The 16,249-nt window shown below is 75.5% G+C and carries 15 protein-coding genes, 1 tRNA gene and 1 riboswitch; of the genes, 13 read left to right on the top strand and 3 right to left on the bottom strand.

Annotated features, from left to right (window positions below; all coding sequences use genetic code 11):
* Positions 1-172: 172 nt before the first annotated feature.
* Together AB0881_RS29815 and AB0881_RS29810 are read right to left on the bottom strand one after the other, a co-directional pair.
* Entirely contained in the window at positions 173-1,849 is a 1,677-nt protein-coding gene (locus AB0881_RS29815) for an ankyrin repeat domain-containing protein (protein ID WP_366622159.1), read from the bottom strand.
* A gap of 90 nt (positions 1,850-1,939) precedes the next feature.
* Positions 1,940-2,011: transfer RNA gene (locus AB0881_RS29810), tRNA-Glu, on the bottom strand.
* 83 nt (positions 2,012-2,094) lie between these two features.
* Here AB0881_RS29810 and AB0881_RS29805 point away from each other — a divergent pair.
* The 9 genes from AB0881_RS29805 (at position 2,095) to AB0881_RS29765 (ending at position 12,276) form a co-directional block, all read left to right on the top strand.
* The gene (locus tag AB0881_RS29805; RefSeq protein ID WP_366622157.1) at positions 2,095-4,191 is read left to right on the top strand and encodes a primosomal protein N'; all 2,097 of its coding nucleotides are present in this window, start codon (positions 2,095-2,097) and stop codon (positions 4,189-4,191) included.
* Positions 4,192-4,208: 17 nt separating this feature from the next.
* A complete protein-coding gene (locus AB0881_RS29800) occupies positions 4,209-6,074 on the top strand; it encodes a hypothetical protein (protein WP_366622155.1) in 1,866 nt (621 codons plus the stop codon).
* Positions 6,075-6,138: 64 nt separating this feature from the next.
* Positions 6,139-6,684 carry a peptide deformylase gene (def, locus tag AB0881_RS29795; protein WP_366622153.1) on the top strand — a complete coding sequence of 182 codons (546 nt, stop codon included), beginning with the start codon at positions 6,139-6,141 and terminating at the stop codon, positions 6,682-6,684.
* The gene (gene fmt / locus AB0881_RS29790) at positions 6,685-7,614 is read left to right on the top strand and encodes a methionyl-tRNA formyltransferase (protein WP_366622151.1); all 930 of its coding nucleotides are present in this window, start codon (positions 6,685-6,687) and stop codon (positions 7,612-7,614) included.
* Positions 7,614-9,041, top strand: coding sequence for a transcription antitermination factor NusB (locus AB0881_RS29785; protein ID WP_366622149.1), 1,428 nt, complete (start codon positions 7,614-7,616; stop codon positions 9,039-9,041). Before fmt ends, AB0881_RS29785 begins: the two co-directional genes overlap by 1 nt.
* A 132-nt stretch (positions 9,042-9,173) precedes the next feature.
* Positions 9,174-10,121: a phosphatase PAP2 family protein gene (locus AB0881_RS29780; RefSeq protein ID WP_366622147.1), complete on the top strand. Its 948-nt coding sequence runs from the start codon at positions 9,174-9,176 to the stop codon at positions 10,119-10,121.
* Positions 10,122-10,133: 12 nt separating this feature from the next.
* Positions 10,134-10,796: a ribulose-phosphate 3-epimerase gene (gene rpe, locus AB0881_RS29775; protein WP_366622145.1), complete on the top strand. Its 663-nt coding sequence runs from the start codon at positions 10,134-10,136 to the stop codon at positions 10,794-10,796.
* Positions 10,793-11,446, top strand: coding sequence for an HAD-IA family hydrolase (locus AB0881_RS29770; RefSeq protein ID WP_366622143.1), 654 nt, complete (start codon positions 10,793-10,795; stop codon positions 11,444-11,446). Before rpe ends, AB0881_RS29770 begins: the two co-directional genes overlap by 4 nt.
* A 101-nt stretch (positions 11,447-11,547) precedes the next feature.
* Positions 11,548-12,276 (top strand): hypothetical protein, encoded by a 729-nt coding sequence (locus tag AB0881_RS29765; protein WP_366622141.1) that lies wholly within the window; start codon positions 11,548-11,550, stop codon positions 12,274-12,276.
* 7 nt (positions 12,277-12,283) lie between these two features.
* Here AB0881_RS29765 and AB0881_RS29760 read toward each other — a convergent pair whose 3' ends face one another.
* Entirely contained in the window at positions 12,284-12,691 is a 408-nt protein-coding gene (locus tag AB0881_RS29760; protein WP_366622140.1) for a DoxX family protein, read from the bottom strand.
* Positions 12,692-12,880: 189 nt separating this feature from the next.
* A riboswitch (FMN riboswitch) is annotated at positions 12,881-13,011 on the top strand.
* Between the two features lie 83 nt (positions 13,012-13,094).
* Between AB0881_RS29760 and AB0881_RS29755 the strand changes: the two genes are divergently transcribed.
* The 4 genes from AB0881_RS29755 to ribH are packed head-to-tail and all read left to right on the top strand — an operon-like array spanning position 13,095 to position 16,049.
* The gene (locus AB0881_RS29755; protein ID WP_366622138.1) at positions 13,095-13,685 is read left to right on the top strand and encodes a riboflavin synthase; all 591 of its coding nucleotides are present in this window, start codon (positions 13,095-13,097) and stop codon (positions 13,683-13,685) included.
* Entirely contained in the window at positions 13,685-14,332 is a 648-nt protein-coding gene (locus tag AB0881_RS29750; protein WP_366622136.1) for a nicotinamide mononucleotide transporter family protein, read from the top strand. The genes AB0881_RS29755 and AB0881_RS29750 overlap by 1 nt, the downstream gene beginning before the upstream one ends.
* Positions 14,329-15,558 carry a bifunctional 3,4-dihydroxy-2-butanone-4-phosphate synthase/GTP cyclohydrolase II gene (locus AB0881_RS29745; RefSeq protein ID WP_366622134.1) on the top strand — a complete coding sequence of 410 codons (1,230 nt, stop codon included), beginning with the start codon at positions 14,329-14,331 and terminating at the stop codon, positions 15,556-15,558. The genes AB0881_RS29750 and AB0881_RS29745 overlap by 4 nt, the downstream gene beginning before the upstream one ends.
* Positions 15,558-16,049 (top strand): 6,7-dimethyl-8-ribityllumazine synthase, encoded by a 492-nt coding sequence (ribH, locus tag AB0881_RS29740; RefSeq protein ID WP_366622132.1) that lies wholly within the window; start codon positions 15,558-15,560, stop codon positions 16,047-16,049. Before AB0881_RS29745 ends, ribH begins: the two co-directional genes overlap by 1 nt.
* Positions 16,050-16,249: the final 200 nt, after the last annotated feature.

The raw sequence follows: 16,249 nt of genomic DNA, 5'->3' as shown, positions 1-16,249 counted from the left end.
AGTGAAGGGCCCCGGGGCGCGTCCCCGGGGCCTTCGCGCGTTCGCGGGTGGTGCAAGGGGTGCGGGGGGCGCGAGGGGTGCGGGTGGTGGGGCCGGCCGGAATCGAACCGGCGTCCTCCCGGACCTGAGCCGGGCGCGACGACCTCTGCGCTACGGCCCACCACGCGGCACCCTACAGCTCCGCCAGGAACGCCAGGTGCGCACGTTCGGGGGCGCGCGCCAGCTCCGCCAGGGGCAGCGCGGGCTGGCTCGGGGCCGCGGGGTGCCAGCGGACGTGCGGGTCCGCGCCCGCGGCCAGCAGGGCCCTGACGGTCGTCTCGGAGGCGCCCTCCCGCACGGCGTGCGCCAGGGGCGTGTTGCCGTGGCCGTCGGGCGCGTCGGCCTCCAGGCCGGCGTCCAGGAGGCGGCGGAGCACGGGTTCTGGGTCTAGGCGGTCCAGGACGTGCAGGAGCGTGCGGCCTTCCCCGTCGCGGGTGTGGGGGTCGTGGCCGAGGTCCAGCATCCGCAGCAGCCCCGCCGTGTCGCCGTGCCAGGCCCGCTGGAACAGGGCGCGCCGCTGCTCGCGGAACGGCGTGAGCAGCCTGCCGGGGCCGGGCGCCCAGCTCTGCCGCACTCCGAAGCACCCCCGCACGGGCCCGCCGAGCGCCGCCAGGGCGACCTCGCGGCGCCGCTCGTCCTCGGTGTGATGGTGCGTGACCAGGACGCCGTTCCGGAACGACACCTCGTGCCAGGCGTCGCCGCACCGCACCCTGGCGGTGCGCGGCGGCCGGGGAGGGGGAGGCCCCGCCGGGCCGTCCGGGGCCGGCCGCCCGGGGAACAGCGCCTCCCGGACGAGCGGGTGCAGCTCATCGGGGGTGAGGCGGCCCGCCCGTACCAGGTCGAGATCGGGCAGCCTGCTCCAGTACGGCTCGGCCAGGTCGTGGTGGCCGTTCCCGAACGCGCCGCTCTCGAGGACGCGGGCGCGCAGCGTCCCGCCGGGCCGGGGCTCCAGGAACAGGGACCAGAACCGCTGCCTGCCCTGGAAGACGCGGAACGGGCCGTCCAGCCCCCGGGCCTCTCGCGCCCGCACCTCAGGGACGAGGCGGTGGAGCGCGATGGGGAGCCCGTCCAGGACGGAGCGGTGCCAGGACCGCCGGCGCTCCTCCTCCTGCACGAAGGCGATGCCGGCGGCCTGGAGCGCCTCGGCGATGTCGCCCCGCTCCTGCAGCAGCATGATCCATTCGGCCCGGGCGACCGGGTCGGCCGGGCCGGGGTCGGCGGCGGGCAGGCGGCGGGGGGCCCGCGGGGCGCCGTCGGCCTCGAAGAACGGTGCCCGGCCCGCCCCGCCGTGGCGGGCCAGCAGCTCGGCGGTGCGGCGCGCGTCCCAGAGGTGGCGCGCGCCCGTCCAGTCGGACAGGACGCGGCGCGCGGGCTCCGGACCGGACTCGGGGGCGGGGCCGAAGAACAGCCCGAGGCGTGGCCAGGCGTCGGTGCGGAGCTGGAGGCAGGGGCCGCCGTAGGAGGCGAGGACCAGGGTCTGCCGGATGCGGAACGGGCCGTCGCCGTAATCCAGGTACGTCCCCCAGGGGAGGTGCCAGCGGAGCAGGTCGGGGACGAGATGGCGCAGGTCGTCCTCCAGCGCCGCCGCGACCGCGCCGCCGTACTCGCGGGCCGCGCCGGGCAAATCGAACGCGACGTCCACGCCGGCGGCCGCGCAGGCCCCCCGCCAGTCGCCGGCCAGCCGCAGCCCGGCGGCCCGCTCGATCATCCCGCGCGGGACCTCGTGGGTGCGCGTCCGTGCCCACAGACCGGCGAGCTGCCGGGGGACGGGGGCGCAGCCGGGTGTTCCGGGCCGGGGCGGCGGTCTCACTGTGCTCTCCGGTTCGGTTCCCGGTGGACGGTGTGGGGCTGACGGTGTTGGGCTGACGGTGTGGGGCTGACGGCGTGGGGGCCGGGGCGGCGGGACGGGCCGGATTCGAACCGGCGTCTTCCTAGTTGAAAGCCAGGCGCGACGACCTCTGCGCTACCGCCCGCCGGGCGGCACTCTAGCGGACCGCGATCCGCGCGCGGGCCGCGGATTCCGAGGGTGTCGGCCCGATCTGGTAGTACGGGACCGTGAGCGGCGCAGGTGAGGGACCCGGCGAGGGCACCGGGCTGATTCCGGGGCTCGGGGACGTTCCCCGGGCGCCCGCCGAGGAGCCCGCGGCCAAGGCGAGGCCGAAGCCGAAGGCCAAGCCGAAGCCTGCCAGGAAGGGGGCGCGGCGGCCCGCCGAGTCGCTGCCCGTCGCGCGCGTCGCCGTCGACATGTCGCTGCCGCACCTGGACCGGCCGTTCGACTACCTCGTCCCGGTGGAGCTGGACGGGCGGACCGTTCCGGGGTGCCGGGTGCGGGTGCGGTTCGCCGGGCAGCTGGTGGACGGGCTGGTGCTGGAGCGGGTCGCCGAGAGCGACCACGAGGGCCGCCTGTCGTACCTGGAGCGCGTGACCTCGTCCGAGCCGGTCCTCGGCACGGAGGTCGCGGCGCTGGCGAGGGAGGTGGCCGATCGGTACGCGGGGACGTTCGCCGACGTCCTCCGGCTGGCCATCCCGCCGCGCCACGCCCGCGTGGAGGCCGAGGAGCCCCCGGAACGCGCCGAGGGCGCCGAGGGCGCCGTTGCGGGCCTGGAGAAGGGCCCGGGGCCCTGGGCGGAGTATCCGGCCGGGCCGTCGTTCCTGAAGGCGCTGGGGGAGGGGCGGGCGCCCCGCGCGGTGTGGACGGCCCTTCCCGGGCCCGGGTGGCGGGCGGCGATCGCGCGGGCCGTGGCGGTCGCGCTCGCGGGCGGGCGCGGGGCGCTCGTCGTCATGGCCGACGGCCGCGACGTCGCCCGGATGGACGAGGCGCTGGCGGCCGAGCTGGGCGAGGGGCGGCATGTCGCGCTGACGGCCGAGCTGGGGCCCGCCGAGCGCTACCGCCGCTGGCTGGCGGTCCGCCGGGGGACGGTGCGGGTGGCCGTCGGCACGCGGGCGGCGATGTTCGCGCCCGTCGAGGATCTCGGCCTGGTGGTGCTCTGGGACGACGGCGACGACGTGCACGCCGAGCCGCACGCCCCGTACCCGCATCCCCGCGAGGTGCTCGCCCTGCGCGCGCACCGGGCGCGGGCGGGCGCCCTGATCGGCGGGTTCACCCGGACGACCGAGGCAACGCAGCTGGTGGAGACCGGGTGGGCGCACGCGCTGGCGGCCGACCGGCTGCGGGTGCGCGCCGTCATGCCGCGCGTCCGGCCCGCCGGGGACGACGCCGAGCTGGCCCGAGACGGCGCCGCGCGGACGGCGCGGCTGACGCACCTGGCGTTCCAGACGGCGCGGCAGGCGCTGGAGCACGGCCCGGTGCTGGTGCAGGTGCCGCGCCGCGGCTACCTGCCGGGCCTGGCCTGCGGGCGCTGCCGGACGCCGGCGCGGTGCGGCGCGTGCCAGGGGCCGCTGTCGATGACGTCGGCGCACGCCGCCCCCTACTGCCGCTGGTGCGGGCGCATCGCCGGCGACTGGAACTGCCCCGAGTGCGGGTTCCTCCATGTGCGGGCGGTGGTGGTGGGCGCGCGCCGTACGGCCGAGGAGCTGGGGCGCGCCTTCCCGGGCGTTCCGGTGCGGACGTCGGGGCGCGAGGCCGTCCTGGAGCGGATCGACGACGAGCGCGCCCTCGTGGTGGCCACGCCGGGCGCGGAGCCCGCCGCCGAGCGCGGCGGGGGCTACGCGGCCGCGCTGCTGCTGGACGGCTGGGTGCTGCTGGGGCGCGCCGACCTGCGCGCGGGAGAGGAGACCCTGCGCCGCTGGATGAACGCCGCCGCCCTGGTGCGGCCGGCCGCACCCGTGGTCGTGGCCGCGGACGGGGCGCTCGCGCCCGTGCAGGCCCTCGTCCGCTGGGATCCCGTCACCTACGCCGAGCGCGAGCTGGACGAGCGCCGCGAGGTGGGGTTCCCGCCTGCCGCCCGGATGGCGTCGCTCACGGGCACGCCCGCCGCCATCCGCGAGTTCCTGTCGGGAGCGCGGCTGCCCGAGGGCGCGGAGGTGCTCGGCCCCGTGCCGGCGGGCGACAAGGAGCGCGCGCTCGTCCGGGTGCCGCGCCCGGCCGGGCAGGCACTGGCGAAGGCCCTGCGGGAGGCCCAGGGGGTGCGCAGCGCCCGCAAGGCGCCCGAGAGCGTACGTGTGCAGATCGACCCCCTGGAACTGATCTGACCATTAGGGTTTCCCGGGTGGCCGACAACTGGGTGGACACCATCGCCGGCGAGCTGGAGAGCTGGGCCGGGAAGCACGGGGACGGCGAGGTCGACGCCGCGGGCGTGCGGCTGCTGCTCGACCTCGCCCGCGAGGAGCTGCGGCTCGCCGGGCCGGACGCGCTGACCGCCGGCGCGCTGCGCGGGCTGATGCTGGACGCGGTGCCCGAGTCCGTCGTCGCGGGGCCCGGCGAGGTGCCCGCGATGGTCGCCGCCGCCCGCCACCTGATCGCCTTCCTGCGCGACACCGGCGCGGTCGCGGCCCCGGCCGCGGTGGAGCTGGACGCGGAGCTGGACCGGATCGTCCCGGAGTTCACCGAGGTCATCGCGGCGGTGGACGAGGAGGACCGGCAGGCGGCCGCGGAGCTGGTCACCGGGATGATGCGCGCCGACGGCGTCCCGCTCGACGACGAGGACGCGGTCGGCCGGTGGATCGCCGACTTCGAGGCGCTGCCGGACGAGGAGCGGTTCGCCCGCACCGACGCGTACCTGCGCGAGAGCGGCGACCGCGCCGTGCCGCCGGTCCGGGTCGCGCCGCGGGCCGAGCTGGCCGCCGCGGCGCGCGCGTCCGGGCTGGCCGCGCAGGCCCGCGCGCTGGTCGCCTGGCTGGGCGCCGGCCGCCCGGTGGACGAGTACGACGAGCCGTCCGCCGCCGACGCCCTGGCCGCCGTCGCGGCCCTGGAGCTGCCGTGCCCGCGCCGGACCCCGGACGCCGAGGACGCCGAGGACACCGAGGACGGTGAAGGCGGCGCGGGCGGCATCGAGGCGCTGGCGGACCTGCCCGAGCTGGACCGGCTGTGGTGGGCGGCGATCGACGCCGGGCTGGTCACCGTCGCCGGCGGCACCGCGTCCCCCGGCCCGGCCGCCGCCGGGCTCGACGGCGCCGACGACGGCGCGGCGCTGGACGCCTGGCTGCGGCTGTTCGACGGCGTGGCGGTGCCCGAGCACGATCCGTCCGGCGGCCTCGACCCCGTCCGGCTCGTCCAGAACGAGCTCACCGGCGTCCTGATCCACCTGTACGAGCAGGACGTTCCGGCGCGCCCGGCCGAGCTGGCCGCCGCGCTCGCCGGCCATGTCGACGAGGCGTACGAGGTCACCGAGCCCGGCGAGCTGCGCACGGCGATCTGGGAGGCGGTCGCCCTGGAGATCGACGACCTCTCCCGCTGGGGCGTCGTCGAGCCCGCCGGAGGCGACGGCCTCGCACTCACCCCGCTCGGCGTCTGGGGCGTGCGGGAGCTGCTGCTGGCCGACGGCTTCGCCGCGCCCGTGGTCGGCGACCTGGCGGACGCCCCCGCCGCCGACCTGGTGGCCGGGCTGACCTGGCACCGGCAGGACACCGCCGACGAGGAGATCGACGGCTGGCTGGCCGGCCGGGACGCCCTGTCCGCCGCCCGCGACCTGCTGGCGGTCATGCGCGACGGCGGGCCGGGCGCCCGCAACCTCGCCGCCGCCGTCCTGCAGCGTGTCGGCCCGGCGGCCGAGGAGGCGGTGCGGGAGGCGGCCGCCGACCGTCCCGTACGGCCGTACGCCCACCTGTGGCTGCACCGCCTCCACGGCGGGGAGGACACGCCCGACCTGGAGCGCGACGACTTCCTGTGGCTGTTCGTCGACACCGTCGCCGGGATGCTGGAGACCGCCGAGCCCCGGGACGCGGTGGCGGCCGCCCTCGCGGACGCGCCCGCCGGCTCCGACCTGGCCGGGATGGTCGACGGGATGTGGCGCACCGGCCACCCCGGCGCCGGCGCGGTCCTGGAGGCCCTCGGCGGCCACCATCCCGACAAGGCGGTCGCCAAGGCCGCCCGCACCGCCGCCTACAAGGCGCGTTCGGCGCGCTCGGGCGGCTGAGGAGACCCGCGCGCTTCGTACACTGGACGTCTGTCCCAGGGATCATCAGGAAACGGAGTCCTCGTTGGCCGTCAAGCCCATCCGCCTCTTCGGCGACCCGGTACTGCGCACCGCGGCCGACCCTGTCAAGGACTTCGACAAGGAGCTGCGGCAGCTGGTCAAGGACCTCACCGACACGATGATCGACGCGCCGGGCGCGGGGCTGGCGGCGCCGCAGCTGGGCGTGGGCCTGCGCGTGTTCACCTACTACGTCGACGACCGGCTCGGGCACGTGGTCAACCCCACCCTCGACCTGTCGGACGAGCAGGAGACCGGCGACGAGGGCTGCCTGTCCCTGCCCGGCCTGGCGTTCCCGACCCCGCGCGCCGTACGGGCGGTCGCGAAGGGCTTCAACATGCACGGGGAGCCGATCACGCTGGAGGGCACCCACCTGCTGGCGCGCTGCGTGCAGCACGAGACCGACCACCTCGACGGGATCATCTTCATCGACCGGATGGACCCCGAGCAGCGCAAGGCCGCGATGAAGGCGATCCGCGAGGCCGAGTGGTTCGGCGAGCCGGCCCCGGTGGTCAAGGAGTCCCCCCACCGCACGTTCGGGAAGGCCCTGTAGATGAAGCTGGTGTTCGCAGGCACGCCGGAGACCGCGCTGCCGCCGCTGGAGGCGCTGCTGGAGTCGTCCCGGCACGAGGTCGCGGCCGTCGTGACCCGGCCCGACGCGCCGTCCGGGCGCGGCCGGAGGCTGGTGGAGAGCCCGGTCGCGGCGCGCGCCCGGGAGGCCGGGATCGAGGTGCTCAAGCCCGCGAAGGCGCGCGACCCCGAGTTCCTGGACCGGCTGCGCGCGATCGCGCCCGACTGCTGCCCGGTCGTCGCGTACGGCGCGCTGCTGCCGCCCGAGGCCCTCGGCATCCCCCGGCACGGCTGGGTGAACCTGCACTTCTCGGTGCTGCCCGCCTGGCGCGGCGCGGCGCCCGTCCAGCGCGCCATCCTGCACGGCGACGACGTGACCGGCGCGGCCACGTTCCTGATCGAGGAGGGCCTGGACACCGGCCCGGTGTACGGGGTGCTGACCGAGCCGATCCGGCCCGACGACACCACCGGCGACCTGCTCGGCCGGCTCGCCGTCGCGGGCGCCCGGCTGCTGGCCGACACGATGGACGGGATCGAGTCCGGCGTGCTGGAGCCGCGGCCGCAGCCCGAGGAGGGCGTCTCGCACGCCGCCAAGATCACGGCGGAGACCGCCCGGGTCGACTGGACCGCGCCCGCCCAGCACGTGGACCGGCTCGTGCGGGCCTGCACGCCCGCGCCCGGCGGCTGGACGACGTTCCGCGGCGAGCGGCTCAAGCTCGGCCCCGTCCGGCTCGCCGCCGGCGCCGGCCCGCTCAAGCCCGGCGAGCTGCGCGCGTCCAAGAAGGAGGTGCTGGCCGGCACCGCCACCCACCCGGTCGCGCTCGGCCGGGTCCAGCCGCAGGGCAAGCGGATGATGAGCGCGGTCGACTGGGCCCGCGGCGCCGCCCTCACCGGTGAGGACGCGCTCGCCTGATGTCTCCCGCACCCCGGCGCCGCCACGGCCACGGCCACCCGTCCCGCAACCGCAGGCCCGGCGGGCCGCGCCGCACGGGCCGTCCCGAGGACCTGGTCAGGCGCACCGCGTTCGACGTGATCCGCGCCGTCGAGACCCGCGACGCGTACGCCAACCTGCTGCTGCCCGCCCGGCTGCGCGACCGCGACCTCACCGGCCGCGACGCCGCGCTGGCCACCGAGCTGACCTACGGCACGCTGCGCGGCCGCGGCACCTACGACGCCGTCCTCGCGCTGTGCAGCGACCGCGAGCTGCGCCGCATCGACCCGCCGCTGCTGGACGTGCTGCGGCTGGGCGCGCACCAGATCCTCGCCACCCGCATCCCGCCGCACGCGGCCGTCGGCACCGCCGTCGACCTGGCCCGCACCGTCGCCGGGCCCGGCCAGGCCAAGTTCGCCAACGCCGTCCTGCGCAAGGTCGCGAGCCGCGACCTCGACGGCTGGTTCGAGATCATCGCCCCGCCGGGCGGCAGCGAGTCGGCCCGGCTCTCGGCGCGCTACAGCCACCCCGGCTGGATCGTGAACGCGCTCGGCGACGCGCTCGGCCCCGACCGCGCCGAGCTGCCCGACCTGCTGGAGGCCGACAACCTGCGGCCCCGCGTCACGCTGGCCGCCCGGCCCGGCCGCGCCACCGTGGCCGAGCTGGCGGAGGCGGGCGCCGAGCCCGCGCCGCACTCGCCGTACGCCGCGATCCTGCCCGAGGGCGACCCGGCGGCCGTCCCCGCCGTGCGGGAGGGGCGCGCCGCCGTCCAGGACGAGGCGAGCCAGCTGGTCGCGCTCGCCCTCGCCGCGGCGCCGCTCGAGGGCCGCGACGCGCGGTGGGCCGACCTGTGCGCCGGGCCCGGCGGCAAGGCCGGGCTGCTGTCGGCGCTGGCCACCGAGCGCGGCGCCCGGCTGCTGGCCGCCGACGTCCAGCCGCACCGCGCGGCCCTGGTCGGCCGCGCCGTCGACGACCGGGCCGCGGTGATCGCCGCCGACGGCACCGTGCCCGCCTGGCGGCCCGGCGCGTTCGACCGCGTGCTGCTGGACGTGCCGTGCACCGGCCTCGGCGCCCTGCGGCGGCGCCCGGAGTCGCGCTGGCGGCGCGGCCCGGAGGCCGTGGCCGAGCTGGGCCCGCTCCAGCGCGAGCTGCTGCGCCGCGCGCTGGACGCCGTCCGGCCCGGGGGAGTGGTGGCGTACGTCACCTGCTCGCCGCACCTGGCCGAGACGCGCGTGGTCGTCGACGACGTGCTGCGCGAGCGGGACGGCGTCGAGCCGATGGACTCGCCCGCCGCGCTCACCGCCGTCGCGCCCGCCCTGACGGGGGTCGGCGACGGGCCGTACGCGCAGTTCTGGCCGCACCGGCACGGCACCGACGCGATGTTCCTGGCCCTGCTGCGCCGGACCTGACCCGGCGGCGGGCCGGGAACCTTTACGTGTCGCGCGATCGTCCTTCTGGGGTACGTCAGTAGCCTCGTCGGACCCGGTCCGCGGACGACCGGCCGCGAGAGAGCCACCCACGGAAGACCTCGGGGGAGATTCGTGCTCACGGGCGCGATGCACGTCCTGTCCTTCATCGGCAGCGCCGCGTTCTACCTGCCGCTGCTGGTGGTCCTCTACTGGTGCGTGGACGCCCGGCTGGGCGCCCGCGCGGCGGTCGTGCTGTCGCTGGGCTCGATCGTCAACACCTGGCTGAAGCTGCTGTTCCACGATCCGCGGCCGTTCTGGACCGACCCGTCGGTCACCGGGCACGAGCCGCGCGACTCGTTCGGGATGCCGTCCGGGCACGCCCAGAACGCCGTGGTGACGTGGGGGTTCCTCGCGAGCCTCACGCGCCGCCGGCTGCTGTGGGCGGGCGCCCTGCTGCTGATCATTGGCATCGGCGTCTCCCGAGTCGCGCTCGGCGTGCACTCGGCCGGGCAGGTGCTGGCGGGGTGGGGGATCGGCGCGGCCGTGCTCGTGCTCGTCCTGCGGCTGGAGCCGCACGTGGTGCCGTGGTGGTTCCGGCGCCCGCTGCCGGTGCAGCTGGCGCTGAGCCTGGCGGTCGGGCTGGCGTTCCTGGGCGGCATGTGGGCGGCGGTCCAGGCGCTGGACGGCTGGCGCTGGCCGGCGTCCTGGGTCCGCGAGATCGTCCAGGCGGGCGGCAGCGTCGAGCCCATCACCCTCGGCGAGGGGGCGGGCGCCGCCGGCGGGCTGTTCGGGCTGCTCGCCGGGCTCTCGTACGCCGCGCACCGGATCGACTTCGACGCCGGCGGCGAGCTCTGGCGGCGGCTGGCGCGGATCCCGGTCGGCGCCGCGGGCGCGCTGGGCCTCTACGTGCTGGGCCTCTTCCTGGGCACGCAGCCGGTGCAGGCGTTCTTCGTGCACGCGCTGCTCGGGCTGTGGGCCGCCGCGGGGGCGCCCGAGCTGTTCGTCCGGCTCGGGCTGGCGGCGCGTACCCCCCGTTCCCTCACCCGGGCGGGTGAGGAGGCCGTGGGGGCGCGGCAATAGACTCGGGGCATCATGGCTCCGCAGATCTCACCCAGCATCCTGTCCGCCGACTTCGCCCGGCTCGCCGACGACGTCGCGCGCATCTCCGACGCGGCCGACTGGGTCCACGTCGACGTGATGGACAACCACTTCGTGCCCAACCTCACCCTCGGTCTCCCGGTGGTCGAGGCGCTGCTGAGGACCAGCGCGCTGCCCCTCGACTGCCATCTGATGATCGAGGACCCGGACCGCTGGGCGCCGCAGTACGCCGAGGCGGGCGCCGGGAGCGTGACCATCCACGCCGAGGCGGCCAAGGCCCCGATCCGGACGCTGCGCACCATCCGCGCCGCCGGCGCCCGCGCCGGGCTCGGCATCAACCCGGCCACGCCGATCGAGCCGTACGAGGACCTGCTGGGCGAGATCGACATGCTGCTGCTGATGACGGTGGAGCCCGGGTTCGGCGGCCAGAAGTTCCTGGACGTCGTGCTCCCCAAGGTCCGCCGGGCCCGCCGGCTGATCGGCGACCGCGCCGTCTGGCTCCAGGTCGACGGCGGCGTCAGCGCCGAGACCATCGAGCGCTGCGCCGAGGCCGGCGCCGACGTGTTCGTGGCGGGCAGCGCCGTCTACGGCGCCGACGACCCCGCCGAGGCCGTCCGCAAGCTGCGCGCGCAGGCCGAGGGGGCCTCCTCCTCGTGACGACGCTGACGCTGCCGTGCCCGGCGGTCCTGTTCGACGTGGACGGGACGCTGGTCGACTCGACGCCCCTGGTGGAACGGGCGGCACGGCGGTGGGCGGCCGAGTACGACATCGACCCGGACGAGTTCCTCTCCGGCGCCCACGGCCGCCGCACGAGCGACCGGATCGCCGACTTCCTGCCGCCCGAGCGCGTCCGCGCGGCCACCGAGCACCTCGACGCCCTGGAGGCCGCGGACGTCGCCGGCGTCACCGCCCTGCCCGGCGCCCGCGAGCTCTTGGCGGCCATGGACGGCCTGCCCTGGGCGATGGTCACCTCGATGGACCCCGCCCAGCTGAAGGCCCGTACCGAGGCCGCCGGCATCCCGCTCCCGGAGGTCGTCGTCACCGCCTCCGACGTCCACGTGGGCAAGCCGGACCCGGCCGGCTACCTCCTCGCGGCCCGCCGCCTCGGCGTCGATCCCCGCGCCTGCGTCGTCATCGAGGACGCCCCGGCGGGCGTCGCCGCCGGCCGGGCCGCCGGGGCGACGGTCGTCGCCGTCACCACCAGCCACGACCGCTCCGAGCTCACCGCCGCGGACCTGATCGTCCCCGGCCTGACGCCCTTCGCCCGGGTCCCCGAGGGCCTGCGCATCACCATCCGCGACCGCTGACGGCGTCCGGCCCGCGCCCCCCGCCCGCGCCTGCTCCGGGCGGGCGGCGTCGGTGCTGATATTCGGTTTCCGGCGCACCCGATAGGCGCGAGAATCGCCCGGTGAAGCCGGACGAGAAGGAGCGCGCCCGCCGCTGGCTGGCCGAGGAGGGCATCACCGGGGACGGCGGCTGGACCGATCCCGACGGGCGGCCGATCACCGCCAACGAGATCGCCCACGAGTGCGCCATGGCGATGCTGGAGGACCCCGGCCTCGACGGCGCGGGACGGCTGGAGCTGGCGTTCGGGCTGCTGGACCTGCTCGACGACTACTGGGTGACCTGCGAGATGCGCTTCGCTGTGCTGAACGGCAAGGTGCCGCGCGCGGTCCTCTGGGACGGCTACCGCCGCCGGCTGGAGCGTGACGCGGAGCCCGCCGCGATCACGTACTCGCTGTGGGTCGACTGGTTCGAGGACCGCGGGACGGTCGCCGAGGCCTTCGCCGAGGTGCTCGCCGGGACGCCGGGGGAGCATCGGCTGCGGCACGTCCTGGAGTGCTCGGGGCCCGTGCCGTGGGAGCTGAAGCTTCCCGTGCTGCGGGACGCGGCCGCCGATCCCGCTCTGCGGGACTCGGTCTTCCGGGCGCTGCGCGCCGCGTACCACGACTTCTACGGCGATCTCGTCCCGGAGGAGGCCCTCGCGATGCTGGAGGGCCTCGGCCTGCCGCCCGGTACGGAGCACCTGGACGCGCTCCGTACCGTGCTGGCGGCGGGCCACCGCAACCACTACCGCTCACCCGCGGCATGGGGTGAGGCCAGTGCCTCCTCCAGGGACGGATCCCTGGACCCTTAGGGCCCGATCAGAAGAGGGGCCCCACAAGGTTGAGGCCCGGGTGCGTGCCGGCGGCGTAGACGGCGAAGATCAGGAGTGCCGCGCCGGCGAGCGAGAGGTCCTTGAGGAACTGGAGCTGCTCGTTCTGCCTGGTGGCCGGGTCGGTCTGCGCCCAGAAGTCGTGGAAGACGAACGCGGTGAGCAGCAGGAACAGCACCAGCCCGAGGGCGGCGAGATCCGGCCAGACACCCAGAATGATCATGACCGAGGCGACCAGGATCAGCGCCCCGGACAGCTGCACCATCAGCTTCGGCTGGGGCAGCTTCTTGCTGGCCGCGTACCCGCTCATCGCCTCGGTGGCGGTCAGGTGCCCGATCCCCGCCCCGATGAATATGGCCGTGAAGACGATGCGCCCGATCAATGCGATGACGTCCATGACACACCTCCGCGTGAGTCTCGGTCAGGCGTCACCCCGATGCCGGACCCCTACCCCGGCCCGCCGTTCGTTGAACATTAAAACGTTGGGAACGTGCTAACCTAGCAAGTGCTTGGTTGTTTGCGTGGCCGTGGCGTTCCTCACAAGGACCGGGAATGCCCGGCATGGCACACTGGTTGGCAGCAGTAAACGCGTGCTCCGGGGTCGGTGTAATTCCGAACCGGCGGTGACAGTCCGCGACCCGGCCGAAGCCATCGGCCGGTTGATCCGGTGGAATTCCGGGACCGACGGTGAAAGTCCGGATGGGAGGCAGCGCGCAAGACGTCCCTGCGTGCGGGGGCGTGTGTTCGACCCGTCACGACCCCCCGGAGCCTCCGTACACACGGATTTGGAGGCCCGGGAGATGTTCACCGGCATCGTCGAGGAGCTCGGCGAGATCGTGGCGATCGAGCCCGCGGGCGACTCGGCCACGCTCACCGTCCACGGCCCGCTCGTCACCCAGGACGCCGTGCACGGCGCCTCGATCGCCGTCAACGGGGTCTGTCTCACCGTGGTCGACGTCAAGGACGGCACCTTCACCGCCGACGTGATCAAGGAGACCCTCGACCGGTCCGGCCTGGGCGCGCTGGAGTCCGGCTCCAAGGTCAACCTGGAACGCCCCGTGCGGCTCCAGGACCGGCTCGGCGGCCACCTCGTCCAGGGCCATGTCGACGGCGTCGGCTGGATCCTCTCCCGCGAGCCCGGCGAGCGCTGGGACGTCGTCACGATCTCTCTCCCCGGCGAGCTCACCCGCTACCTGGTGGACAAGGGCTCGATCACCGTCGACGGCATCAGCCTCACCGTGGCCGAGGCGGGCGCCGACCGCTTCAGCGTGGCGCTGATCCCCACCACGCTCTCCCTGACGACCCTCGGCCACAAGGGCCCCGGCGACCCCGTCAACCTGGAGGTCGACGTGGTCGCCAAGTACGTCGAGCGCATGCTGGGCGACCGCTGATGGACTGGCTGGACGCGGGCTTCGAGCTCTTCGGCGAGCACATCCTCTGGACCGATCTCACCGGGAACGTGCTCTCCCTGGCCGTCGTGTGGCTGGCCATGCGCAAGACCATCTGGACCTGGCCCGTCCAGCTGACCGGCGCGCTCCTGCTGCTGGCCGCGTCGCTGCACGCCGCCGCCCCGGGCAACGCCCTCAAGCAGGTGCTGTTCATCGGGCTGGCCGGGTTCGGCTGGTGGAGCTGGACGCGCGGCCGCCGCTCCGGCGAGGGCCTGGTCGTACGGCAGGCGACGGCCCGCGAGCGGCTGGTGCTGCTGGCCGTGCTGGCGGGCGGCACGGCGCTGGTGGCGCAGCTGTTCGTCCACCTCGACTGGCTGAAGATCGCCTGGTCGCCGTGGGCGAACGCGTACATCTTCGTCGGCAGCGCGGTGGCGACGTTCGCCCAGAGCCGCGCGCTGGTCGACTTCTGGATCGTGTGGGTGCTGGTCGACCTGGTCGGCGTCCCGCTGGCGCTGAAATCGGGGCTGTACGTCTCGGCCGCGGTGTACGGCGTCTTCTTCGTGATGGTGATGATCGGGTTCCGCGACTGGCACCGGGATTCCCGGGCTCGGATCGCGCGCGACCCACGACCCGAGGCGGTGTCGGTGTGAGCAGTGTCAGCAGCAGTGACGGGATCTTCGATCCGATCGAGGAGGCGGTCGCCGACATCGCGGCCGGCCGGCCGGTCGTGGTCGTCGACGACGAGGACCGGGAGAACGAGGGCGACATCATCTTCGCCGCCGCCAAGGCGACGCCGGAGCTGCTGACGTTCACGATCCGCTACACCAGCGGCGTGATCTGCGTCCCGATGCTGGGCGAGGACCTGGACCGGCTGCAGATCCCGCTGATGACGGCGCAGAACACCGAGCGGATGCGCACCGCGTACACGGTCAGCGTGGACGCCCGCGACGGCGTCACCACCGGGATCTCGGCGGCCGACCGGGCGCGGACGATCCGCACGCTGTGCGACTCGGCGACCGAGCCGTACGAGCTGGTCCGGCCGGGCCACATCTTCCCGCTGCGCTACCCCCCGGGCGGCGTGCTGCGCCGCCGCGGCCACACCGAGGCGGCCGTGGACCTGGCCCGGCTGGCCGGGCTGCCGGGCGCGGGCGTGCTGGCCGAGGTGGTGAACGAGGACGGCACCATGGCGCGCCTGCCCGAGCTGCAGGTGTTCGCCAAGGAGCACGGGCTCAAGCTGATCTCGATCGAGCAGCTGGTGGAGTACCGCCGGCGCAGCGAGCCGCTGGTCGAGCGGGTCGTGGAGACCCGGCTGCCGAACCGGTACGGGACGTGGCGCGCGGTCGGCTTCTCCAGCGCCATCGACGGCGGCGAGCACGTCGCGCTCGTGCTCGGCGAGATCGGGGACGGCGCGGACGTCCTCGTCCGCGCCCACTCCGAGTGCCTGACCGGCGACGTCCTGCACTCCGAGCGCTGCGACTGCGGCACCCAGCTGGACGCCGCGATGGAGCGGATCGCCGAAGAGGGCCGCGGCGTGATCCTCTACCTGCGCGGGCACGAGGGCCGCGGCATCGGGCTGCTGGCCAAGCTGCGCGCGTACGCGCTCCAGGACAACGGCTCCGACACCGTGGACGCCAACCTGGAGCTGGGCCTGCCGGCCGACGCGCGGGAGTACTCCAACGCCGCCCACATGCTGCGCGACCTGGGCGTGCGCTCGATCCGGGTGCTGACCAACAACCCGGCCAAGCTCAAGGGCCTGGAGGGCTTCGGCCTGGACGTGCGGGGCCGCGAGGGGATGCCCGTCGTCGTCACCGACCACAACCGCCGCTACCTGACGGTCAAGCGCGACCGTCTCGGACACCAGATCGGGGAGCTCTGATGAGCGGAACGGGACGTCCCGAGGACACCGTCGTCGACGCCGGCGGCCTGACCCTCGGCATCGCCTGCACGCGCTGGCACGGGCGGATCACCGACCAGCTCCTGGAGCGCGCCCTGGCCGCGGCCAAGGCGTGCGGCGTCCAGGAGCCCGTGGTGGCGCGGGTCGCGGGGGCGCTGGAGCTGCCGGTGGTCGCCCAGCAGCTGGCCCGCGATCTGGACGCCGTCGTGTGCCTGGGCGCGGTCGTCCGGGGTGAGACCGCTCACTTCGACTACGTCTGCGACTCGGTCACCGCCGGCATCACCCGCGTCTCGCTGGACGAGGCCACGCCGGTCGGCAACGGCGTCCTCACCTGCGACACGCTGGAGCAGGCGCTGGCCCGCAGCGGTTTCTCCGGCAGCACGGAGGACAAGGGGTGGGAGTCGGTGGCGGCCGCCCTCGACACCGCCCTGACCCTGCGCCGCCTGCGCTCCCCTGCGAAGGCCCGGGCATAGGACCAGGTAAGCTCTGTGCGGAACTCGCGCCGGACAAGGCGCGGCGGAACGCTCGAACGGGATGGGAGGCGATGGTGGCCGCATTCGACCTGGCACTGACCCTGCGAGGCACGCGGCATCACGGTCACGCCGGGCATGGCGCGGAGCATCCGAGCTCCTGAGCACGCCTCCGGCAACTCCGTACGCTTCCCATCACGAAA

The organism is Spirillospora sp. NPDC029432, assembly GCF_040703975.1.
Taxonomy (GTDB): domain Bacteria; phylum Actinomycetota; class Actinomycetes; order Streptosporangiales; family Streptosporangiaceae; genus Spirillospora.
Note: the sequence above shows the minus strand (reverse complement) of the source record. Positions and strands in the feature narration are given on the sequence as shown.